Raw genomic sequence first — 22,300 nt, 5'->3', positions numbered from 1 at the left:
CGTCATGCCCGGGCTGGACCCCGGCATCCACGCGAGAGCCGAACCAAGAACGTGGATGACCGGGACAAGCCCGGCCATGACGCCCAACTCCAAGCTGAGACGATGACCTCTATCCTCACCAACCTGTTCGATGGCGTTGCCTACGGCATGCTGCTGTTCGTGCTGGCTTGCGGGCTCGCGGTCACGCTCGGCTTGATGAACTTCGTCAACCTCGCCCATGGCGCTTTCGCCATGGCCGGCGGCTATGTCTGCATGGTGCTGGTCAACCGGATGGGCTGGCCATTCTTCGCTGCGTTGCCGCTAGCCTTCGTCTCCTCCGCTGCGATCGGCATCGTGCTCGAGCGCACGCTGTACCGACACCTCTATGCGCGCAGCCATCTCGACCAGGTGCTATTCACGATCGGCCTCACGTTCATGTCGGTCGCCGCCGTCGACTACATCCAGGGCTCGTCGCGGGTCTTCATCAACCTGCCGGCGGCGCTCCAGGGTCAGTTCGACCTGTTCGGCGTTGGCATCGGCCGCTACCGGCTGATGATCATCGTGATCTGCGGGCTGCTCACCATCGGTCTCCAGATGGTGCTGGCCAAGACGCGGTTCGGCAGCCGCCTGCGCGCCGCGGTCGACGATCCCCGCGCCGCGAGCGGCCTCGGCATCAACGTGCCGCAGGTGTTCGCCTTCACGTTTGCTTTTGGCTGCGGCCTGGCCGGTCTCGGCGGCGCGCTGAGCGCCGAGATCCTCGGCCTCGACCCGTACTTTCCGCTGAAGTTCATGATCTACTTCCTGATCGTGGTCACCGTCGGCGGCTCGTCCTCGATCACCGGCCCGTTTCTGGCCTCGCTGCTGCTCGGCATCGGCGACGTCGCCGGCAAATATTACGTCCCGAAGATGGGGCCTTTCGTGATCTACACCATGATGATCGTGATCCTGATCTGGCGCCCGAACGGTCTGTTCGGCCGCACGGCCGCGCGTTGAGTTCGCCGATGAGCGCCTCCTCCGACGTCGGCTATCACGCCCAGCGCCAGGCACGCTGGCACTATGGCGAGGCCGCTTTCTGGCTGATCGTGCTGGCCTGCGGCTTCGTATTTCCCTCGCGCTACTTGATCATGACGGATATCCTGCGGCTCGCGCTGTTTGCGATGTCGCTCGATCTGATCCTCGGCTACGCCGGCATCGTCTCGCTCGGCCATGCCGCCTTCTTCGGCGTCGGCGCCTACGCGGCGGGGCTTCTTGCGCTGCACGGGATCATCAACGAGCCCGTGCTTGCGCTTGTCGTCGCCGGCGTTGTCGCGATGGTGCTCGGCTTCGCCACCAGTTTCCTGGTGATTCGCGGCGTCGATCTGACGCGGCTGATGGTGACGCTCGGCATCGCGTTGCTGCTTGAGGCATTGGCCGAACGCTTCTCCACCATCACCGGTGGAACCGACGGCCTGCAGGGTATCGAGATGCAGCCGATCTTCGGTGAGATCCCGTTCGATATGTTCGGCAAGACCGGCTTCTTCTATTCGCTCGCCATTCTGTTTCTGCTGTTCCTGTTCGCCCGCCGCGTCGTGCATTCGCCGTTCGGGCTGTCATTGCGCGCGATCAAGAACAATCCGCTGCGCGCGGCCGCTATTGGCATCCCCGTCAACCGCCGCTTGATCGCGATCTACACGCTCGCGGCGTTCTATGCCGGCATCGCAGGCGCGCTGTTCACCCAGACCACCGCGATCGCCTCGCTCGATGTGTTCGCCTTCGAGCGCTCGGCGGACCTGATGCTGGTGCTCGTGATCGGGGGCACCGGCTATCTCTATGGCGGGCTGATCGGCGCGGTGCTGTTCCGCATGCTCCAGGAATTGTTCTCCACCATCACCCCGCAATACTGGCAGTTCTGGATCGGCCTCGTGCTGGTCGTGATCGTCCTCGTCGGCCGGCAGCGCCTGCATCGCTGGATGCTGTATGTGCCCAATCTGGTCATTAAGCAGATAGCCGGGCGCAAGGCCGTGGCCATTCCGGAGAGCGACGCATGACCATCGCGCTCGAAACCCAGAATCTCGAAAAGCAGTTCGGCGGTCTGCGCGTCACCCGCGACTTGTCGCTAAAAATCGAACAAGGCGCCCGCCACGCGCTGATCGGCCCCAACGGCGCCGGCAAGACCACGGTGATCAACCAGCTCACCGGCGTGCTCAAGCCGAACTCGGGCCGCATCCTGCTCGAAGGGCAGGACGTCACGGATCTGCCCGTGCACAAGCGCGTGTTGCGCGGCCTGTCGCGCACCTTCCAGATCAACCAGCTCTATCCCGACCTGACTCCGCTCGAGACCATCGGTCTCGCTGTCTCCGAGCGCCTCGGCCATGGCGGCGACTGGTGGCGGCGGATGGGCACGCGCAGCGACGTCAACGGCGAGATCGCCGACCTCCTGACGCGCTTCCACCTGCTCGACGTCATGAACGAACAGACGGTGACGCTGCCTTACGGCAAGCAGCGCCTGCTCGAGATCGCGGTCGCGATCGCCGCCAAGCCGCGCGTGCTGCTGCTGGACGAGCCCGCCGCCGGCGTGCCCGAGAGCGAGCGCCACGACATTCTCGCCGTCGTCGGCAGCCTGCCGCGCGACGTCACCGTGCTGCTGATCGAGCACGACATGGACCTCGTGTTCTCCTTCGCCGACCGCATCTCTGTCCTGGTCTCCGGCGCGCTGCTCACCGAAGGCCCGCCCGAACAGGTCGCACGCGACCCGCAGGTCAAGGCGGTCTATCTCGGCGAGGAGGCGGTCAATGTCTGACCTGCTCGCGCTCGACTCGCTTCGCGCCGGTTACGGCGAGGCCGTGGTGCTGCCGAACATGTCCCTGCGTCTCGCCGAAGGCCAGGTGCTGGCGCTGTTGGGGCGCAACGGTACCGGCAAGACCACGCTGATCAACTCGATCGTCGGCGTCACCCGTCGCTTCTCCGGAACTGTCAGGCTCGCCGGTACCGACGTCACGACCTTGCGGCCCGACCAACGGGCGCGCTCCGGGATCGGCTGGGTGCCGCAGGAGCGCAACATCTTCCGCTCGCTCACGGTGGAAGAGAACATGTCCGCAGTTGCCCAGGCCGGTCCCTGGAACGTCGAGAGGGTCTATGAGATGTTCCCGCGGCTGAAGGAGCGGCGGAGCAATTTTGGCAACCAGCTCTCCGGCGGCGAGCAGCAGATGCTGGCAATCGGCCGCGCGCTGACCCTCAATCCGAAAGTGCTTCTCCTGGACGAGCCGACCGAGGGCCTCGCCCCCATCATCGTCGAGGAGCTCTTGAAGGCGATCGGGACCATCACGCGGGCGGGCGGCATCTGCTCGATCATCGTCGAGCAAAATGCCCAAAAGATTCTGGGGCTGGCCGACCGCGTTGTGATATTGGAGCGCGGAACGATCGTCCACGACGCCCCGAGCGCCGCGCTGAAGGCCGACCCGTCGGTCCTCGAGCGCCATCTCGGCGTCGCAGGGGCGGCGGCCCACTAAAAAATTGCGGGAGTTTAGAATGCAACGAACCAACGCCCCCTTCCGCGCCGACGAGGTCGGCAGCCTCCTGCGTCCCGCCAAGATCAAGGAAGCCCGTGCCAGGCTGGAGAAGGGCGAGATCTCGGCTGACGATCTGCGCAAGATCGAGAACATGGAGATCGAGAAGGTCGTGCACAAGCAGGCCTCGATCGGCCTGAAGCTCGCAACCGACGGCGAATTCCGCCGCTCCTGGTGGCATTTCGACTTCCTGGCCAAGCTCACCGGCTGCGAACTGTACCATCCCGATACCGGCATCCAATTCGCGGGCGTCGAGACGCGGCATGACGCGGTGCGGGTGATCGGCAAGCTCGATTTTCCAGACGACCATCCGATGCTGGATCACTTCCGCTTCCTGAAAAAGGTCGCCGACCAGGCCCACGTCACCGCCAAGATGACGATCCCGTCGCCGGCGGTGCTGCATTTCCGCGGCGGCCGCAAGGCGATCTCCAAGGACGTCTATCCCGATCTCGACGCCTTCTACGAAGACCTCGGCAAGACCTACCGCAAGGCCGTGAAGGCGTTCTATGACGCCGGCTGCCGCTATCTCCAGTTCGACGACACCGTGTGGGCCTATCTCTGCTCGCCGGACGAATTGCAGAAGGCGCGCGAGCGGGGCGACAATCCCGAGGGTCTCCAGCAGATCTATGCGCGCGTCATCAATTACGCGCTGGCCGAGAAGCCTGCCGACATGGTGGTGACGACGCATGTCTGCCGCGGCAATTTCCGTTCGACCTGGATTTCGTCAGGCGGCTACGAGCCGGTTGCCGAGACCATGCTCGCCGGCACCAATTACGACGGCTATTTCCTCGAATACGACAGCGACCGCGCCGGTGGCTTCGAGCCGCTGCGCTTCCTGCCGAAGGGCAACAAGGTCGTCGTGGTCGGCGTCATCACCTCGAAGTTCGGTGAGCTCGAGAACAGGGATGACATCAAGCGCCGTCTGGAAGAGGCCGCCAAGTTCGCCCCGCTGGAGCAGCTCGCACTTTCCCCGCAATGCGGTTTTGCCTCGACCGAGGAGGGCAACGTCCTCTCCGAAGAAGAGCAGTGGGCCAAGCTCAGCCTCGCCGTGGAGATCGCGAAGGAAGTGTGGGGCAATTGACGCCAGCCGCGATCGCCAGCGTCGCCTTGTAGTCGTCCCTCGCGAGCGCGTAATCGCCTTTCGCCTAATAGGCCAGCGCGCGATGGGTGTAGCCCGAGATCAGCACGCTGTTCGGCGGCGTCATGATGTTGACGGGCGGCTTCTCCTTCGCGAGCCGGATCGCCTCGCTGCCGTCGGCAATCGCGCGATCGTAATCGCCTCTGACACGCCAGATCGCAGTCCGGTTGCTCAGCGGCTGTGGCAGCGTCGGGTCGAGCCGGATCGCCTGGTTGATGTCGGCCAGCGCGCCGTCGAGATCGCCGAGCGCCTCCTTGGAGATGCCGCGGTTCTGGAACGAGAGGCCGATTTGGGATCGGCCTTGATCGACATATCGTAATCGGCAATGGCTTTGACGTAGTCGCCCTTGCCGCGCCAGGCATTGCCGCGATTGTGGGAAATGGTACCGCTCGGCGGACCTAGCTTCAGCGCGTCGTCGAAATCGGCGATCGCGATCTCGTACTAGCCTGTGTCGTAATAGGCCGATCCCCTGAGATTATAGGCCGCCTGGCTCAGCTGGAGCCGGATCGCTTCCGTGGCGTCGGTGATGACCTTGGCGTAATCGCCCTTCTTATTCCAGCCCACCGCGCGCCAGAAGTAGACCGTCGCGAGCTGCTCGCCTTTGAACACCTTCAGCGCAATGATCATGGTGCAGGCGGCGATCATCTGGTCGCCGGCGTGGTGTCGGTGGTGCAGAGCGGCCCAAGCTGGCTGCGCGCCTGCGCAAAGGCGGGCGCCGACCACAGGGTTGCAGCGAGCAGGCAGGGCGCGACGAGCAGGCGACGCATTTGGCGGTGGTCCCGTAGAGGCGAGGCGTCTGTTTGTTGCCCGGCAGGCGAAGGGGGTTCACGGCCTCGCTGTTGTGCACACAGCAAACGCGGGGTGTCGCTATCCCTATTCCCTGAGTGGGCAGATTTTGCTAGGAGGCGCTACCCAATCCTTCTGCCCACCGCGTCCCACTCCATGAAGAATGACGAAATCCTGAGCCAAATCACCGAGTTCTGCCGCAAGGCGGACATGGCGGAATCGACGTTCGGCCGGCGCGCGGTGAACGATGGGAAGCTCGTGCACCGCTTGCGCGAGGGCAAGCGCATCACGATCGACACGCTGGACCGGATCCAGGCCTACATGGCGGCATCCATGGCCGGCGGTGTGCCGCCGCCACGGGGGCTTCAGGTGCCGCCCGAAAAGCGCGATCCGCGCGGCAATTTCCGCTTTTTCGAGAACCGCCAGAAATACCTGCTGTTCGTGCACACTTGCAGTGAGAAGCGGGTAGTCGCCGAGCGCGTGGCGCTGGAGCTTGCCAGCATCCATCCCCGGCCCCCGGCGCTGCGCGTGTTCGATGCCGGCGTTGGCGACGGCACGGTGCTGGCGCGCGTGCTGCGCTCGATGCATCAGCGCTTTCCGCACATGCCCTTCTATGTCGCCGGCAAGGAGCTCAGTCTCGAGGACCTCCGCCTGACGCTGGACAAGGTGCCGGATCGCATTTTCGAGCATCCGGCTTCGGTGTTCGTTTTTACCAACATGTTGTACGCGGAGGCGCCCTGGCTCACGCCGGCATCGCCCGCGGCGGCCGCTGCGACCGTCTGGCATGAGGTTCCGCTGCGGGGAGCTTCCTCGGGCGAGTTCGAGACGCAAATCACGGAGTTGAAGCCGTTTTTGGAGCAAAACTGGCGCGCGGCGGTCAGTCCGCGCACAGGGATGCCGCTCTATGAGCGACCTGTCGTGCTGGTGCTCTACCGTGACGACCAGCGGTTTCTGCTCGATTCGACCATTCCGCGGCCGGGCCAGGCCGAGGCCAATTTCGACCTCGTTATCGCATCCCAGCCATACCGCGCGCTGTCCTCGGTCAATTTCAGGGCAAAACGGATCATTGCGCCCCTGGCGCGGGCCTTGCGGGCAGGCGGCCGCCTGATCGGTATTCACTCCCACGGCCAGGATCCGGGCATGGAGATGATCCAGGCGATCTGGCCGGGAGAAAATCCTTTCTCGGTGAGCCGTCATGAGCTATTGCGCGCGGTGAAGTACGAGCTCGGCTCGGTGGGCCGCGACTTAAATTTTAATGCATACGCAGATAACCGCTCGATCTTCAGGTATGATATGGAAGCGCTGCCCAACGAGGTGACGGGCACTATCGGAACCTCGACGGCCTTTGCAGCCTGGAATGCGGCGGTGTATGTGGCTCAGATTGAGGACGACCGGTTGACGGAAATGACTCAAAACGGCCGCACTCTGGAGGCCGCCAGGGACGTGCTGCGAAAGTACAATGGGCTCTGGTTTCTCGACGAATCCTACGTCATCTCGCGCCGGCGTGATTGACATCATTCAAAGCTAAATATCGCAACGCCCGCCAGCTAGCGGCGGAACAAGGGGTTACTGATGCGCGCGTCCTATCTCTTCACCAGCGAGTCCGTGTCCGAAGGCCATCCGGACAAGGTGTGCGACCGGATCTCCGACGAGATCGTCGATCTGTTCTACCGTGAAGGACCGAAAGCAGGCATCGATCCCTGGCAAATTCGCGCCGCCTGCGAAACGCTCGCGACCACCAACAAGGTCGTGATCGCTGGTGAGACCCGCGGTCCCGCGTCCGTCACCAACGAGCAGATCGAAGGCGTCGTGCGCGCCGCGATCAAGGACATCGGCTACGAGCAGGAGGGTTTCCACTGGGAGAAGGCCGATATCGAGATCCTGCTGCATCCGCAGTCCGCTGACATCGCCCAGGGCGTCGATGCGCTGCAGCCGGGCGAAGTCAAGGAAGAGGGCGCGGGCGACCAGGGCATCATGTTCGGCTACGCCACCAACGAGACGCCCGATCTGATGCCGGCGCCGATCTTCTACGCCCACAAGATCCTGCGGCTTATCTCGGAAGCGCGCCACTCCGGCCGCGAGAAGGTGTTGGGCCCGGACTCGAAGAGCCAGGTCACCGTGCAGTACGAGAACGGCAAGCCCGTCGCCGTGCGAGAGATCGTGGTGTCGCACCAGCATCTGGTCGAGGACATCTCGTCCAAGCAGATTCGCGACATCGTCGAGCCCTATGTGCGCGAGGCGCTGCCGAAGGACTGGATCACGCCGAAGACGATCTGGCACATTAACCCGACCGGCAAGTTCTACATTGGCGGTCCTGATGGCGACACCGGCCTGACCGGCCGCAAGATCATCGTCGACACCTATGGTGGCGCGGCCCCGCACGGCGGCGGCGCGTTCTCCGGCAAAGATCCGACCAAGGTCGACCGCTCGGCCGCCTATGCGGCGCGCTACGTCGCCAAGAACATCGTCGCGGCCGGACTTGCCGACCGCTGCACGCTGCAACTCGCCTACGCCATCGGCGTGGCGCGTCCGCTGTCGATCTACATCGACACCCACGGCACCGGTAAGGTGTCGGAGGCTGAGCTCGAGAAGGCCGCCGCCAAGGCGATGGATCTCACCCCGCGTGGCATCCGCAGCCATCTCGATCTCAACCGCCCGATCTACGCGCGCACCTCCGCCTATGGCCATTTCGGCCGTACGCCCGACAACGAGGGCGGCTTCTCCTGGGAGAAGACCGATCTCGTCGAAGCGCTCAAGCGCGCGGTCTGATCACCGACGTCATTCCCGGGACGCCGCCACAGCGGCGAACCCGGAATTCTGATCCATCGTATCGAGCTTCCGGGCTCGCCCCTCCAGGGCGACCCGGAATGACCAATTCAACAACAGGACGCCCGCAATGAACGCGAAGCCCGGCTTCACCGATTACATCGTCAAGGACATTTCGCTCGCCGATTTCGGCCGCAAGGAGCTCTCGCTCGCCGAGACCGAGATGCCCGGCCTGATGGCCACGCGCGAAGAGTACGGCCCGAAGCAGCCGCTGAAGGGCGCGCGCATCGCCGGCTCGCTGCACATGACGATCCAGACCGGCGTGCTGATCGAGACGCTGGCAGCGCTCGGCGCCGACATCCGCTGGGTCTCCTGCAACATCTATTCGACGCAGGACCACGCCGCGGCGGCGATCGCAGCCGCCGGCATTCCGGTATTCGCCGTCAAGGGTGAGAGCCTGACCGAATACTGGGACTACACCGCCAAGCTGTTCGACTGGCACGGCGGCGGTCACCCGAACATGATCCTCGACGACGGCGGCGACGCCACCATGTACGTCCATCTCGGTCTGCGGGCCGAGAACGGCGACACCAAGTTCCTGGACAAGCCGGGTTCGGAAGAAGAGGAAGTTTTCTTCGCGCTTCTGAAGAAGCAGCTCAAGGAGAAGCCGAAGGGCTACTTCGCCGAGATCGCCAAGAGCATCAAGGGCGTTTCCGAGGAAACCACCACGGGCGTACATCGTCTCTATGACATGCAGAAGACCGGCACGCTGCTATGGCCGGCCATTAACGTCAACGACAGCGTCACCAAGTCGAAGTTCGACAACCTCTATGGCTGCCGTGAATCGCTGGTTGACGGCATCCGCCGCGGCACCGACGTGATGATGTCTGGCAAGGTCGCGATGGTCGCGGGCTTCGGCGACGTCGGCAAGGGTTCGGCCGCCTCGCTGCGCCAGGCCGGCTGCCGCGTCATGGTCTCCGAAGTTGATCCGATCTGCGCATTGCAGGCGGCGATGGAAGGCTACGAAGTCGTAACCATGGAAGACGCCGCGCCCCGCGCCGACATCTTCGTCACCGCGACCGGCAACAAGGACATCATCACGATCGAGCACATGCGCGCGATGAAGGATCGTGCCATCGTCTGCAACATCGGTCACTTCGACAATGAGATCCAGATCGCGGGTCTGCGCAACCTAAAATGGACTAACGTCAAGCCGCAGGTCGACGAGATCGAATTCCCCGATAAGCACCGCATCATCCTGCTGTCGGAAGGCCGCCTCGTGAACCTCGGCAATGCGATGGGCCATCCGTCCTTCGTGATGTCGGCCTCCTTCACCAACCAGACGCTGGCGCAGATCGAGCTTTTTGCCAACAACAAGGACGGCAAGTACAAGAAGGAAGTCTACGTGCTGCCGAAGTCGCTCGACGAAAAGGTCGCGCGCCTGCACCTCGCCAAGATCGGCGTCAAGCTCACCGAGCTGCGCAAGGACCAGGCCGATTACATCGGCGTCAAGCAGGAAGGCCCGTTCAAGTCGGATCACTACCGCTACTGAGCCGCTGATCGTATCGATTTTCGACGCAAAGCCCCGGAGCGATCCGGGGCTTAGTTGTCTTGAGCGCGATACACGTGTCTCTTCGCGGTTGTGTCAGGCGCCGATTGCCAGTTGACGAGCTCTGATCCCGGTCAGACAATCCCTGGCGGCGGAGGAAACAATGGCTCAAGACCATTTCGACGTGCTGATCGTCGGTGCCGGCTTGTCCGGCATCGGCGCGGGCTATCATCTTCAGACCAAATGCCCGGGCAAGAGCTACGTCATCCTCGAGGGGCGCGACTGCATCGGCGGCACCTGGGACCTGTTTCGCTATCCCGGCGTCCGCTCCGACAGTGACATGTTCACGCTCGGCTATTCCTTCAAGCCGTGGACCGATCCGAAGGCGATCGCCGACGGCACGCAAATTCTCAGCTACGTTCGCGAAACCGCAGCCGAGAACGGCATCGAGAAGCACATCCGCTTCCGCCATCACGTCAAGCGTGCCGCGTGGTCGACGTCGGACGCGCGCTGGACCATCGAGGCCGAGCGCAAAACCGGCGAGGGCGCGACCGAAACCGTGCGCTTCACCTGCGATTTCCTGTTCATGTGCTCGGGCTATTACAAGTACGAGGCGGGCTACACGCCGGAGTTCAAGGGTGCGGCGGATTTCGCCGGCCGCATCGTGCATCCGCAGAAATGGACCGGCGACATCGACTGCGCCGGCAAGCGCGTCGTCGTGATCGGCTCGGGCGCGACCGCGGTGACGCTTGTGCCGGAGCTCGCCAAGTCGGCGGCGCAGGTCACCATGCTCCAGCGCTCGCCGACCTATGTGGTCTCGCGCCCGGCGCAGGATCCCGTCGCCAACAAATTGCGGCGCAATCTGTCGACGCGCCTTGCCTATCACCTGATCCGCTGGCGCAACGTGATGTGGGGGATGTTCTTCTTCCAGCTCAGTCGGCGCCGCCCTGCGAAGGTCAAGGAGCTGGTTCTCAAGGGCGTGCAGATGGCGCTCGGTCCCGACTACGACGTCGCAACCCATTTCACGCCGCGCTACAATCCCTGGGACCAGCGGCTCTGCCTCGTGCCGGATGGCGATCTGTTCAAGGCGATCCGTGAGCAGCGCGCTTCGGTGGTCACCAAAGAGATCGACACGTTTACGCACGACGGCATCCGCCTGAAGGACGGCAGCGAGCTTGCGGCGGACATCGTCGTGACCGCGACGGGACTGGTGCTCCAGGTCGTCGGCGGGTTGGAGGTGAGCGTCGACGGCCGCGCCGTCGATTTTGCCAACACGCTGACCTACAAAGGCATGATGTATGCGGACGTGCCTAACATGGCCTCCGCCTTCGGCTACACCAACGCATCATGGACGCTGAAATGCGACCTCACCTGCGAGTATGTCTGTCGGCTCATCAACTACATGGACCGGCACAATTTCCGGCAGTGCATGCCGCATAATGACGATCCCACGATTACCGCGCAGCCGTCGCTCGATTTCACCTCGGGTTATGTGCAGCGCTCGGTCGCAAAGATGCCGAAGCAAGGCTCGAAGCAGCCGTGGCGGCTCTACCAGAACTACGCGCTCGACATCGTCTCCTTGCGGTTCGGCCGGATCGACGACGGCGTGATGCAATATTCCTGATCGCGACGACCGCGGCGTTCTAAGCCTTGCGCGTGGCAAGTGGCAGGGCAAGATCAATCGCGAGTGCGAGCACCACGGCGCCGCCGCCCAGCGCGAACAAGACGAGATAATCGCCGCCGGTCTGTGCGTAGATCCAGGAGAAGCCGTAGGCCGCGGCCGCCTGGAACAGCGCAAAGCTGGTCGTGGCATGGCTCCATGTCGTGCGCTGCTGCTCGGCAGAATGTGGGACCAGCTCATGGATGCGTCCGAGCACGAGCGGTACGATGCCAGGTGTGAAGCCGCCGACCACCACGCTCGATACGATTAGCGGGAGAGGCGCGGTACTGACGGTCGGGAGCAACACGGCGGCCGCTTCGATCAGGAAGGCGGCGCGCAGCGCCGGTCCAAACCCAGCGCGGTCCCCGAGATGACCGGTGACCAGCGGGCCGACGATTGCGCCAAGGCCATAGAGCACCCAGTAGTGCGATCCCGCAACAATACCCTGGCCGAGGCCGCGCGCGACGAAATCGACGATGAAGACCATGTGCGGTACCAGCGCCACCGCGTTGAGGCCGTATTGGACGAGCAAGCCGCGAGCAGCGGGCGAAGCGTGCTTCGCCCGCTGCGATGACACGGTATCGGCCTTGGCCTCAGCGGGCCAGTTCCACCAGCTTACCAGCGTGAGCGTGCCCGCGAGCACGCCAAGACCATACCAACTCTGTTGCAAGCCTTGCTGCAGCAACAGCGGCACCAGCGTGCCGGATGCGGCGACACCGAGCCCGACGCCCGCAAAGATCACGCCGCCGACGATGCCGCGCCTCGCCGCCGAGATATGCGGCAGAATGACGGAGGCAGCCAGTACCATGATGATTCCGCCGGTGAGCCCCGACAGGAAGCGCCAGGCGAAGAACCAGGTGAACGACACCGGGGTCGAGCTGGCAAAAAAGGAGAGGGTCGCGAGCAACATCATCGCCCGCAAGGCGCGAACGGCGCCGATGCGCGCGGCCACGGTCCGCGCCGCGAGCGCGCCGGCAAGATAGCCGGCCAGGTTCGCTGCACCGAGATAGACGACGTCGGACGGGTCGAACCATTTTGCGGCGATCAGGGCCGGGATCAGCGGCGTGTAGGAAAAGCGCGCGAGGCCAAGCCCGACCAGCGATGCGGACAATCCTGCTACCGCATATCGCCAGGTTTGCTGTGAGGAAGTCTGTGATGTCGAACCCGACCGCTGATGCGATGGGGGTGGACTTGCTGCTTGGCATCTGCGTCTGTCATGTCGTCCTCGTGCGCGAAGGCGCTAGCGTTCAGTGGCCGGCGCTCTGGCCGCCGTCGACATGCAGGATTTCGCCGGTGACGAAGGAGGCGCCCTCGAGATAGAGCACGGCATCGACGATGTCGGACATCTCGCCCATATGGCCGACGGGATGCAGCGCATCGAGCTGGGCGTGCGTCGCGACGGGATGCATCGGCGACTTGATGATGCCGGGCGACACCGCGTTCACGCGGATACCACGCTTGGCATATTCGATCGCCAGTGACTTCGTCGCGGCGCTCAACCCACCCTTGCTCAGCGAGGCCAGCACAGAGGGCACGTTCGAATTGGCCTGGTCGACCAGCGTCGTCGTGATCTGGACGACGTGGCCGGACCCCTGCTTTTCCATCTCGGCGATGCCAAGCTGCGTGACGTGGAAGAAACCAGCGACGTTGGTGCCCATCACCGCTGCATAGTCCTCCGCCGTATACTGCGTGAACGGCTTTGCGACGAAGATACCGGCGTTGTTGACCAGCGTGTCGACGCGGCCGAAGCGGGCGACGGCTTGCGAGACCACGCGTTCGGCGGTGCTCCGGTCGGCGATGTCGCCGGCAATGGCGAGGACGTCTTCGTCGCCCGACGGCTTGATGGAGCGCGCCGTCGCGACGACGCGATAGTTGCGATCGCGAAAACCCCGGACCAGGGCGGCGCCAATACCCTGCGAAGCACCGGTGATGATGGCAACCTTCTGTTCGATACCCATGATGGGCTCCTGTTGTTGGCTTTCAGAACCTGCGCCAGCAGCGGCTGGCTTAGCCTATGAGGTACGCCGCAGCGGGCCGGCTGCGAATACGCGCTGTCCGGCAGACACTCTTTCGCGGCGCGAACGAATGCCGGGCGGGCTCCCGGCGGTGGTTGTCGCGGCAGGAGCGAACGCCTAGCTTCCAGTCTGACCTCGATGGGCTGGCGGGAAACGTATGGATCGTCTGGACGCGATGAAGGTGTTTGTCCTTGCGGTGGACGAGGGCAGCCTCGCGGCCGCGGGCCGCAAGCTCGGCCGTTCGCCGGCGGCGGTCAGCCGCGCCATTGCTTTCCTGGAGCAGCGGGTCGGTGCCGAGCTGCTGCACCGGACCACACGCTCCATCAAGCTGAGCGAGGAGGGCGAGCGCTATGTCGCGGTCTGTCGCCGCGTGCTCACCGAGTTGGAGGAGGCCGACGACATCGCGGCCGGGCCGCGCACGGCCCCCCGCGGCCTGCTCACGATCACTGCGCCTGTGGTGTCGGGTGAGATGGTGCTGCGGCCGATCCTCGATGCGTTTCTCGACGCCTATCCGACCGTCTCGGCAAAACTCCTGCTGTTCGATCGCGCGGTCAATCTGATCGAGGAGGGGGTCGACGTCGCGCTTCGCATCGGTCATCTCGCGGATTCGGCAATGGTCGCGATGCGGGTCGGTGAGATCAGCCGCGTCGTGGTAGCATCACCGCGCTATCTGAAGCAGCATCCGCGCATTACCGAGCCCGGCGACCTCGCCAAGCACCAGATCGTCGCGATGGCGCACCTTCCCAATTCCTGGACCTTTGCACCGCAGGCCGGGTCGTCGGCCGCCCGCACGGTGCAGTTCACGCCGCGGCTCGTCGTCAACAGCACCTATGCGGCGGTGGCCTCGGCCGTCGCCGGCCGCGGTGTGGCGCGAATGTATTCGTACCAGGTAGGTGAGCAGGTTGCGCGCGGCGAACTCGAGATCGTCCTGGCCGGCCACGAGGATCCCGAGATGCCCGCGCATTTGATCTGTCCGCAGGGCCGGCTCTCGGTACCGAAGGTGCGGACCTTCACGGACTTTGCGGTGCCGCGGCTGAAGAAACAGTTCGCTCAGCTCAAGAACGGCATCACTGCACGGTGAGCCGCTCGACGCACGGGCAATGCGTTGTTTTGCGTATACGGCCGCTCGGCTGAATCGGCCATGCTGCCCGAACGGTTAACGTCGGATTAACCGCGGAGTCCTAGCCTGACTCGGCCGGGGTTACTTGCAAGGCCGAGGTGAGCCCAATGGAAGCCCAGAGAATCGCGGTCGACGCCGTCGTCGCGTTGACCGATTGCGACCGCGACGCCGTCATCGCGTTCATCCGCCGCCTGTATCTCGCCGGCGTCACCGACCCCAAGCGCCTGACCTTCAAGGGCCTCCAGGCCCTGTCACGGGCCTGATTCGGCTCGGTTCGGCCTCAAGTTCCCAGCCCTGATCTCCGGAGCGTGATTGCAACCCACCGGCGAATATCCTGCCGCTCGGGCCGCGTCGGGATAGATCACGTCCCCGGTTGAATCACCGGGGAACGGGGGAGATGTTAAAACAGCTTTTTGCGCCGCAACTGGTCATTCTCTATGCTGGCGGCATCGACGATCTACGTTCATTTCCGCGGAAAGCAGCGGCTGCGCTTCGCGCGCCAACTCGGCGACCACTCCACCTATCTCGCGCCCTACAATGTGCTGATGTATGCGGCCTCGGCGGTGCCGAACAAGCCGGTGATCCCGGTGGAGCAGTTTCCGGAGCTGAAAGCCCTCAGCGAAAATTGGGAGACCATTCGCGACGAGGCCGTTCGCCTGTTCGACGAAGGCTTCATTCGCGCAGCGGCGAAGAACAACGATTGGGGCTTCTATTCGTTGTTCAAGAGCGGTTGGAAACGCTTTTACCTGAAATGGTACGATGACTTCCTGCCTTCGGCGCGCACGCTGTGCCCGAAGACGGTGGAGCTGCTCAACTCTATTCCGAGCGTGCATGGTGCGATGTTTGCGATGCTGCCGCCGGGCGGCAAGCTCGGCGCCCACCGCGATCCCTTCGCCGGTTCGCTGCGCTACCACCTCGGTCTTGTCACGCCGAACTCGAACAAGTGCCGCATCCTGGTCGACGGCGTCGAATGCGTCTGGAGCGACGGCGAGGCCTTTATGTTCGACGAGACCTTCATCCACAGTGCGGAGAATGCCACCGACGTCAACCGCATCATTCTGTTCTGCGACGTCGAGCGCCCGATGAAATACGGCTTCATGACCGCGATCAACGGTTGGGTCAGCCACCACATCGTCAAGGCCTCTGCAACCCAGAACGTCGACGGCGAGAGCGTCGGCCTGCTCAACAAGGTGTTCGGCAAGCTCTACGAGATCCATCTTGCGAGCCGCAAGGTCAAGGAATGGAATCGCAACGTCTACTACACGCTCAAATATTCGCTGACGGCGCTGATCCTCGGTCTCATCGTGCTGTCGGCATTGCGGTGATCGCCTTTAGTGACGGTGCTTGTGTTCTTCGGAGCCATCAGGGCGTTGGTAACCGCGCAGCTCCGCGTATCGCTGCATTTGGCTCTGATCGAGCAGGGCGGTTGTCGATAGATGGTATTTGAGGTGGCTTTCGCGGAGCAGTGCCTGGGTTTCCGAAATGGCAACGAGGGCTGCCTTGAGTGAGTCCGATGTCACGACGCGGGCGGAGAAGAGGCGGTCCAACTCCGTTTCCTGCTCGACCAGCTTGTTACCTAGCGGGACCGCCTCTTGCTTCATGGCATCGAAGAGGCGCTGAACCCGGATGCGCTGATCCGCAGTCAAATCAAGCCGATCACCGAGCTCGAGAACATGGCTCGGACCGGGATATCCATTGAGCTCGGCGGCAAGTGCCAGGCCCATGCCACGTCCGACTCGCAGATCGTCGATCTGCTGCGGCGACAGCGCCTTGATGGGGCGATGCTCAAGACCGGCATAGGGCTGAACGGACTGCGCGCTGGCAACGTTGCACGAGACGATAAGCGTGGCTGCAAGCAGGAGAAGGCGTCTCATGAGTCTGGCTCCATGAAATCGGCCCGGCTGGTCGATCGATCTCCACCGGTGCTCTCCACATATCTTGCTGGACGGTTCGCCTCATGGCAACAAAGATTGCCGCGATTGAGTTGCCGAACATGGAGCAGACGATGGCCTCCTTGCCGACCGCGAATACCGAGATCACGCAGTTCTTTCGCCACTGGCTGGACACCTTCGCGGGCTATGTCCGCGACGTCGACTATGCTTCGGCGCGGCCGCTTTTCCATCCGGAAGTGCTGGCCTTTGGCACGCACAATGACGTCATTCCCGGCCTCGACCAATGGGTCACCACGCAATGGGACAACGTGTGGCCGAAGACGTCCGACTTCCGTTTCGTCATCAACCAGGCCTCGGTCCTGGCATCGTCCGATGGCACGATAGCGACCGTGGTCGTGCCGTGGACGAGCACCGGCTATCATCCCGACGGCAGCGCGTTTCCGCGTCCCGGCCGGGCCACGATGGTGTTTTCAAGATATGGCGATGGCTGGCTGTGCGTGCATTCCCACATGTCGCTCAATCGCGGTGTGCCACAGGCAAGCCACGCCGATCGGCCGGTGAAGGCTTGGTAGTGCCGCCGGGCTTATCGGTCGACTAAAGTTTTACCCTCTCATTCCAGGTCGGTTGGAACCCTTGGAACCCACCGTCGTTTTTTTCGGCAACAAGAACAGGTGAAACCACGCAAGCGGGGCCTATCTGAGGATGCGCTCCCATGGCAACCCTTGATCTCGACGCCACGCGACTTACCGCCCCCGAGCATCAGCGCCAGCTTCGCCGCGCCGTGATCGCCTCCACAATCGGGACCGCGATCGAGTGGTATGACTTCTTTCTTTACAGCACCGTCACGGGGCTAGTTTTCGCAAAGCTCTTCTTTCCTCACTCCGATCCCTGGGTCGGCACGCTGGAGGCGTTTGCGATCTACGCGGTCGGATTCGCCGCGCGGCCCGTCGGCGCGGCAATCTTTGGCCATTATGGCGACCGCATCGGACGTAAATCCACGCTGATCGCGACGCTGCTCTTGATGGGACTGGCGACCGCTGCGGTGGCCGTGGTGCCGACCTATGCCAGCATCGGTATTTGGGGGGCCGTGATCCTGACCGTGCTGCGGTTCATTCAGGGCGTCGGCGTCGGCGGTGAGTGGGGCGGCTCGGTACTGATGTCGATGGAATGGGCGCGCAACGACCGATCCCGTGGATTGATCGCATCATGGCCGCAGTTCGGTGTGCCCTGCGGGCTTTTCCTCGCCAATCTTGCCGTGCTGGTGTTCAGCCAGATGGCGGGTGATCAGTTCCTGGCATGGGGCTGGCGTATTCCCTTCGCGCTCAGCATCATCCTGGTCGGCGTGGGCCTCTATATCAGGCTCGGCATTCTCGAAACCCCGGTGTTCTCCAAGCTCGTGGCCGAACGCCGGGTCGATCGCACGCCGATGCTCACGGTGATCCTGGAATACCCGAAGGAGATCCTACTGTCTGCCTTTGCGCGCATGTCGGAGCAGGCGCCGTTCTACATCTTCACGGCCTTCGTGTTCTCCTATGGCATCGGCACCCTGCACGTATCGCGCGACTTCCTGCTGACCGCGGTGCTCTCGGCCTCCGTGCTGTCGTTCGTGTCGATCCCGCTGTGCGGACATATCTCCGATCAGATCGGCCGCAAGAACATGTATATGCTCGGCGCTGCCGTGACGGGTATCTTCGGCTTCGTCTATTTCGCCATGCTCAATACGGGGTCGCTGACCATCATCTTCCTCGCAGTCATCCTGTCGCTGATTCCGCACGACATGCAGTATGGACCGCAAGCCGCCTTGATCGCCGAGAGCTTCACCGGACGCCTGCGCTACAGCGGCTCCTCGCTAGGCTATCAGCTCGCATCCGTGATCGCCGGCGGCCCCGCGCCGCTGATCGCTACCTGGCTGTACGGCACGTTCCACTCGGCGACCGCGATCGCGATCTACATCGCGATTTGCGCGGTCGTGACGCTGGTGGCGACCGCGATGATGACCGATTACACGGGAAAGGACATCAACGCGGCGGGGGCGTACGAGCGGCGAACTTGAATCCGCAAAAAAGCCCCGGACGCGATGCCCGGGGCTTTGCTGTCCCGTGATCTCGAGCTCAGCCTTATTCCGGCTGACCGATGCTCACCTTCAGCGTGGCGACGCCGTCGACGCCGCATTCGAGCTTGTCGCCGGGCTGGAGCTGCGACACGCCGGCCGGCGTGCCCGTCATGATGATGTCGCCGGCGGCGAGCTTCACCTGCTGCGAGAGCTGCCAGATGATCTCGGGCACGTTCCAGATCAGCTCGGTGAGGTCGCCCTTCTGCGCTTCCTTGCCGTTGACCGTGAGCCAGATCTTGCCCTTGGCGGGGTGGCCGATCTTCGATGCCGGCTGCACCGCGGAGCAAGGCGCCGAATAGTCGAACGACTTGCCGACCTCCCACGGACGCTCCTTCTTGCGCGAGGCGATCTGCAGGTCGCGCCGGGTCAGGTCGATGCCGACGGCATAGCCGTAGACATGGTCGAGCGCTTTCTCGGCGGGAATGTTGAGGCCGCCGCTCTTCATCGCGACGATCAACTCGACCTCGTGATGAAGATCCTTGGTCAGCGGCGGATAGGGAATGGTGGCGCCGTCGGGCACCAGCATGTCGGCGTGCTTGGCGAAGAAGAACGGCGGGGCGCGCTCGTCATTGCCCATCTCGCGGATGTGCTCGAGATAGTTGCGGCCGACGCACCAGATGCGGCGCACGGGATAACGGCCGCTTTCCCCGACGACGGGAAGCGAAGCCTGGGTCGGAAGCGGGATGACGTAGGAGGCGGCGTTCATGGTGCGATCTCGCTGCTCTTGAGGTGAAGGGAACTCTATGCGGTTGCGCTGATCGGCGCCAGAGCACCGGCGTCGTGATGCTGCAGGCGGAAGAACGAGGCGTAGCGGCCGCCGCGGCGGAGCAGCTCGTCATGCCGGCCCTGCTCGACGATCTCGCCGCCCTCGACCACCAGGATCGCATCGGCGTGCATGATGGTGTGCAGGCGGTGCGCGATCACGATGGTGGTGCGGTTCTGGCAGAGATGCTCGATCGCCTCCTGCACCTGCCGCTCGGACTCGGAATCGAGCGCGGCGGTGGCTTCGTCAAGCAGGATGATCGGCGCGTTCTTGATCAGCGCGCGCGCAACCGCGATGCGCTGGCGCTGGCCGCCGGACAGCTGCGTGCCGTGCTCGCCGACGGGCGTGTCGTAGCCGAGCGGGAAGCCCATGATGAAATCATGCGCGCAGGCCGCTTTCGCGGCGTCGATGATCTGGTCTTCGGTCGCGCCCGCGCGGCCGAACGCGATGTTGCTGCGGATGGTGTCGCGGAACAGGTAGACGTCCTGACCGACATAGGCGGTCTGGGCCCGCAGCGATTTTCGCGAGACCGCGCCGATCGACTGGCCGTCGATCACGATGTCGCCTTGCGTCACCTCGTAGAAGCGCAGCAGCAACCCCAGCACGGTCGATTTGCCGCCGCCGGAGGGGCCGACCAGCGCAGTGACCTTGCCGGGCTCGGCAACAAAGCTCATGCGATTGAGGACGGTCTCACCGTTGCGATAGGAAAAGCTGACGTCGCGCAGCTCGATGCGCGCAGTCGACAGTTTCAGCGCCGGCTTGTCGTCGTCGGAATGCTCGCTCGCGGGGCTGTCGACGACTTCCAGCAGCATGCGGGCGCCAACGAGCTGGCTGTTGAGGTCGATGTTGAGCCGCGCCAGCCGCTTGGCCGGCTCGGTCGCCATCAGGAACGCGGTCATGAAGGAAAAGAACGCGCCAGGCGTGGCGTTGAGGGCGACTACGCTATAGCCGCCGTAAAGCAAACAGCCGGCGACCGCGAAGCCGCCGAGCATCTCCATCAGCGGATTGGAGCGGTTGGCGACGCGGGCCATCTTGTTGGCGTTGCGCTCGACGATCGCGATGTTCTCGTCGATGCGGGTCTGCATGGTGTCTTCGAGCGTGAATGCTTTCACCGTGCGGATGCCCTGCAGCGATTCCTGCATCGTCTCCAGGATGTCGGCGGTGCCGGTGAACTGGTTGTAGGCGAGGCCCTTGATGCGCTTGACCAGCTTGCGCAGCACCAGCATCGCCGGCGGCACGGCGACGAGGCCGATGAACGACATCACCGGATCCTGCCACACCATCACGCCGATCATGGCGAGCAGCATCATGAGGTCGCGCCCGACCGCATTGACCAGCATGTTGAGGACGTCGGTGATGGACTTGGCGCCGGCCGTCAGCCGCGCCAGGAATTCCGACGAATGCCGCTCGGAGAAGAATCCGACGCTCTCGCGCATCAACTTGGCGAACAGCTGGCGTTGGTTGGTGGCAAGGATGGCGTTGGAGATCTTGGTCAGGATCACCATGTGACCGTAGGTCGCCACGCCCTTGATGAAGAGCAGGATCACGGTGATGCCCGAGAACATCGCGATGCCCGGGATGTTCTTGTCGACATAGGCCTGGTTGATGACCTGGCCGAGCACGTAGGTCGCGCCCGCGGTCGATCCGGCGGCAAGCGCCATGAGCGCGAAGGCGACGAGGTAGCGCCGCCAGTAGATGATCCCCTGTTCCGTGACCAGGCGGCGAATCAGCACCGCTGCCGCATAGGGATCGTCGGTGATTTTCTTTGGAAACTGAGCCATCCGCAGTCCATTGACGGCACAGGAATAAGCCTGCCCGCGCGTCAGGGATCGAACGGCCTCTGTGCCCGCTAAGCCAGCGCTTTTCAAGCCCAATTAGGGCTTGCGCTGGAATGGAATCTAGGCCGAGGCGGCGTGGCGGAGCTCGCCGTGACGCTCGCGGAACAGCTTGTCCTCCCACGCTAGCGCGTGCGCCGCGATGGTCTCGAGGTCGTCGTATTGCGGCTTCCAGTCGAGCAGACCGCGGATACGACTGGTATCGGCGACCATGGTCATGATGTCGCCGGGCCGGCGCGGGGCGTATTGCACGGCGAAGCTGCGGCCCGAGACACGGCGCACCGCGTCGATGGTCTCCAGCACCGAGTAGCCGCGGCCATAGCCGCAATTGAGTGTCGTCGAGGCGCCGCCGTTGCGCAAATAAGCGAGCGCCGAGCGATGCGCCTGCGACAGGTCCGTGACATGGATGAAATCGCGGATGCAGCTGCCATCCTGGGTCGGATAGTCGGTGCCGAACACGTCGATCTTGGCGCGCTGGCCGGTGGCGGCTTCCACCGCGATCTTGAGCAGGTGCGTGGCGCCGACGGTGGCCAATCCAATGCGCGCCTGCGGATCGGCGCCGGCGACGTTGAAATAGCGCAGGGTGACGTACTGCATGCCGTAGGCGGCGGCGACGTCGTGCAGCATGATCTCGGTCATCAGCTTCGACGAACCGTAGGGCGACAGCGGCCGTGTCGGCGCATGCTCGGGCACCGGCACCTGGTCCGGATCGCCGTAGACCGCCGCGGTCGAGGAGAAGATGAAGCGGTCGATGCCGCGCTTGACCGCGACATTGAGCAGGTTGCGCGCGGTCGTGAAATTGTTGCGGTAATAGCCGAGCGGATCACGCATCGAATCCGGCACGACGACCGAGCCCGCGAAATGGATGATGCTCTCGATGTTGTGCTGGGCTATCACGCCTTCGAGCAGGTTTTCGTCGCCGGCGTCTCCAATGAACAGCGGCACGCCTTCGGGCAGATAGGCCGAGAAACCGGTGGAGAGATCGTCGATCACGACGACGTCCTCGCCGGCTTCCGCCAGCGCCAGAACCGTGTGGCTTCCGATGTAGCCGGCACCGCCGGTGACAAGCACAGTCATGATCTCACCCGTCTTCGATCAACGCTCCAAGCTAACGTTTATGTGGTGAAGAGTGGGTATCG

Annotated in this window: 19 protein-coding genes and 2 pseudogenes; 14 read left to right on the top strand and 7 right to left on the bottom strand. The window is 63.7% G+C overall.

All coding sequences use genetic code 11. From position 1 onward, the window contains the following. Positions 1–102 precede the first annotated feature (102 nt). Genes IVB19_RS24880 through IVB19_RS24860 form a run of 5 tightly spaced genes read left to right on the top strand, consistent with a single transcriptional unit; the run spans position 103 to position 4,605 of the window. The gene (locus IVB19_RS24880; protein ID WP_007601971.1) at positions 103–972 is read left to right on the top strand and encodes a branched-chain amino acid ABC transporter permease; all 870 of its coding nucleotides are present in this window, start codon (positions 103–105) and stop codon (positions 970–972) included. Positions 973–980: 8 nt separating this feature from the next. Continuing rightward, positions 981–2,006, top strand: a complete 1,026-nt coding sequence (locus IVB19_RS24875; RefSeq protein WP_247819940.1) for a branched-chain amino acid ABC transporter permease — start codon at positions 981–983, stop codon at positions 2,004–2,006. Continuing rightward, positions 2,003–2,758 (top strand): ABC transporter ATP-binding protein, encoded by a 756-nt coding sequence (locus IVB19_RS24870; protein ID WP_247819939.1) that lies wholly within the window; start codon positions 2,003–2,005, stop codon positions 2,756–2,758. Before IVB19_RS24875 ends, IVB19_RS24870 begins: the two co-directional genes overlap by 4 nt. Beyond that, positions 2,751–3,467, top strand: coding sequence for an ABC transporter ATP-binding protein (locus tag IVB19_RS24865; protein WP_247819938.1), 717 nt, complete (start codon positions 2,751–2,753; stop codon positions 3,465–3,467). Before IVB19_RS24870 ends, IVB19_RS24865 begins: the two co-directional genes overlap by 8 nt. Positions 3,468–3,486: 19 nt before the next feature. Further along, positions 3,487–4,605 carry a cobalamin-independent methionine synthase II family protein gene (locus tag IVB19_RS24860; protein WP_247819937.1) on the top strand — a complete coding sequence of 373 codons (1,119 nt, stop codon included), beginning with the start codon at positions 3,487–3,489 and terminating at the stop codon, positions 4,603–4,605. A gap of 4 nt (positions 4,606–4,609) precedes the next feature. Here IVB19_RS24860 and IVB19_RS24855 read toward each other — a convergent pair. Next, positions 4,610–5,429 (bottom strand): annotated as a pseudogene (locus IVB19_RS24855) (tetratricopeptide repeat protein); the annotation flags it as partial. Between the two features lie 175 nt (positions 5,430–5,604). On the opposite strand from IVB19_RS24855, the gene IVB19_RS24850 reads away from it, so the two are divergent. From IVB19_RS24850 to IVB19_RS24835, 4 genes are all read left to right on the top strand, one after another. Then, positions 5,605–6,960, top strand: coding sequence for a hypothetical protein (locus IVB19_RS24850; RefSeq protein WP_247821700.1), 1,356 nt, complete (start codon positions 5,605–5,607; stop codon positions 6,958–6,960). Between the two features lie 60 nt (positions 6,961–7,020). Beyond that, positions 7,021–8,217, top strand: coding sequence for a methionine adenosyltransferase (metK, locus tag IVB19_RS24845; RefSeq protein WP_247819936.1), 1,197 nt, complete (start codon positions 7,021–7,023; stop codon positions 8,215–8,217). 127 nt (positions 8,218–8,344) lie between these two features. Next, positions 8,345–9,766, top strand: a complete 1,422-nt coding sequence (ahcY, locus tag IVB19_RS24840; RefSeq protein WP_247819935.1) for an adenosylhomocysteinase — start codon at positions 8,345–8,347, stop codon at positions 9,764–9,766. Between the two features lie 160 nt (positions 9,767–9,926). Beyond that, entirely contained in the window at positions 9,927–11,387 is a 1,461-nt protein-coding gene (locus tag IVB19_RS24835) for a flavin-containing monooxygenase (protein WP_247819934.1), read from the top strand. Positions 11,388–11,406: 19 nt separating this feature from the next. Here the strand turns inward: IVB19_RS24835 and IVB19_RS24830 are convergent, their stop codons facing one another. Further along, positions 11,407–12,534 carry a YbfB/YjiJ family MFS transporter gene (locus IVB19_RS24830; RefSeq protein WP_247819933.1) on the bottom strand — a complete coding sequence of 376 codons (1,128 nt, stop codon included), beginning with the start codon at positions 12,532–12,534 and terminating at the stop codon, positions 11,407–11,409. 136 nt (positions 12,535–12,670) lie between these two features. Next, positions 12,671–13,381 (bottom strand): SDR family NAD(P)-dependent oxidoreductase, encoded by a 711-nt coding sequence (locus tag IVB19_RS24825; RefSeq protein WP_247409773.1) that lies wholly within the window; start codon positions 13,379–13,381, stop codon positions 12,671–12,673. Between the two features lie 214 nt (positions 13,382–13,595). Here IVB19_RS24825 and IVB19_RS24820 point away from each other — a divergent pair, with 214 nt between their 5' ends. The 3 genes and pseudogenes from IVB19_RS24820 to IVB19_RS24810 all read left to right on the top strand — a co-directional run bounded on the left by IVB19_RS24820 (position 13,596) and on the right by IVB19_RS24810 (position 15,883). Beyond that, positions 13,596–14,519: a LysR family transcriptional regulator gene (locus IVB19_RS24820; protein WP_247819932.1), complete on the top strand. Its 924-nt coding sequence runs from the start codon at positions 13,596–13,598 to the stop codon at positions 14,517–14,519. A 146-nt stretch (positions 14,520–14,665) separates the two neighbouring features. Further along, positions 14,666–14,821, top strand: coding sequence for a hypothetical protein (locus IVB19_RS24815; RefSeq protein WP_007612486.1), 156 nt, complete (start codon positions 14,666–14,668; stop codon positions 14,819–14,821). Positions 14,822–14,955: 134 nt separating this feature from the next. After that, positions 14,956–15,883, top strand: a pseudogene (locus IVB19_RS24810) (aspartyl/asparaginyl beta-hydroxylase domain-containing protein). 6 nt (positions 15,884–15,889) lie between these two features. Here the strand turns inward: IVB19_RS24810 and IVB19_RS24805 are convergent. Then, positions 15,890–16,432, bottom strand: a complete 543-nt coding sequence (locus IVB19_RS24805; RefSeq protein ID WP_247819931.1) for a periplasmic heavy metal sensor — start codon at positions 16,430–16,432, stop codon at positions 15,890–15,892. A 131-nt stretch (positions 16,433–16,563) separates the two neighbouring features. On the opposite strand from IVB19_RS24805, the gene IVB19_RS24800 reads away from it, so the two are divergent. Then, positions 16,564–17,022: a YybH family protein gene (locus IVB19_RS24800; RefSeq protein WP_247821699.1), complete on the top strand. Its 459-nt coding sequence runs from the start codon at positions 16,564–16,566 to the stop codon at positions 17,020–17,022. Between the two features lie 140 nt (positions 17,023–17,162). Continuing rightward, positions 17,163–18,503 carry an MFS transporter gene (locus IVB19_RS24795; protein ID WP_247819930.1) on the top strand — a complete coding sequence of 447 codons (1,341 nt, stop codon included), beginning with the start codon at positions 17,163–17,165 and terminating at the stop codon, positions 18,501–18,503. Positions 18,504–18,567: 64 nt separating this feature from the next. On the opposite strand, the gene IVB19_RS24790 is transcribed toward IVB19_RS24795, so the two are convergent. The 3 genes from IVB19_RS24790 to galE all read right to left on the bottom strand — a co-directional run bounded on the left by IVB19_RS24790 (position 18,568) and on the right by galE (position 22,238). After that, the gene (locus IVB19_RS24790) at positions 18,568–19,269 is read right to left on the bottom strand and encodes a fumarylacetoacetate hydrolase family protein (RefSeq protein ID WP_018457304.1); all 702 of its coding nucleotides are present in this window, start codon (positions 19,267–19,269) and stop codon (positions 18,568–18,570) included. 35 nt (positions 19,270–19,304) lie between these two features. After that, the gene (locus tag IVB19_RS24785; RefSeq protein ID WP_085348708.1) at positions 19,305–21,107 is read right to left on the bottom strand and encodes an ABC transporter ATP-binding protein; all 1,803 of its coding nucleotides are present in this window, start codon (positions 21,105–21,107) and stop codon (positions 19,305–19,307) included. 117 nt (positions 21,108–21,224) lie between these two features. Further along, on the bottom strand, positions 21,225–22,238 hold the full coding sequence (galE, locus tag IVB19_RS24780; protein WP_007612473.1) for a UDP-glucose 4-epimerase GalE: 1,014 nt from the start codon (positions 22,236–22,238) through the stop codon (positions 21,225–21,227). Positions 22,239–22,300 lie beyond the last annotated feature (62 nt).

This window comes from Bradyrhizobium sp. 187, from assembly GCF_023101005.1.
GTDB classification, from domain to species: domain Bacteria; phylum Pseudomonadota; class Alphaproteobacteria; order Rhizobiales; family Xanthobacteraceae; genus Bradyrhizobium; species Bradyrhizobium canariense_D.
Note: the sequence above shows the minus strand (reverse complement) of the source record. Positions and strands in the feature narration are given on the sequence as shown.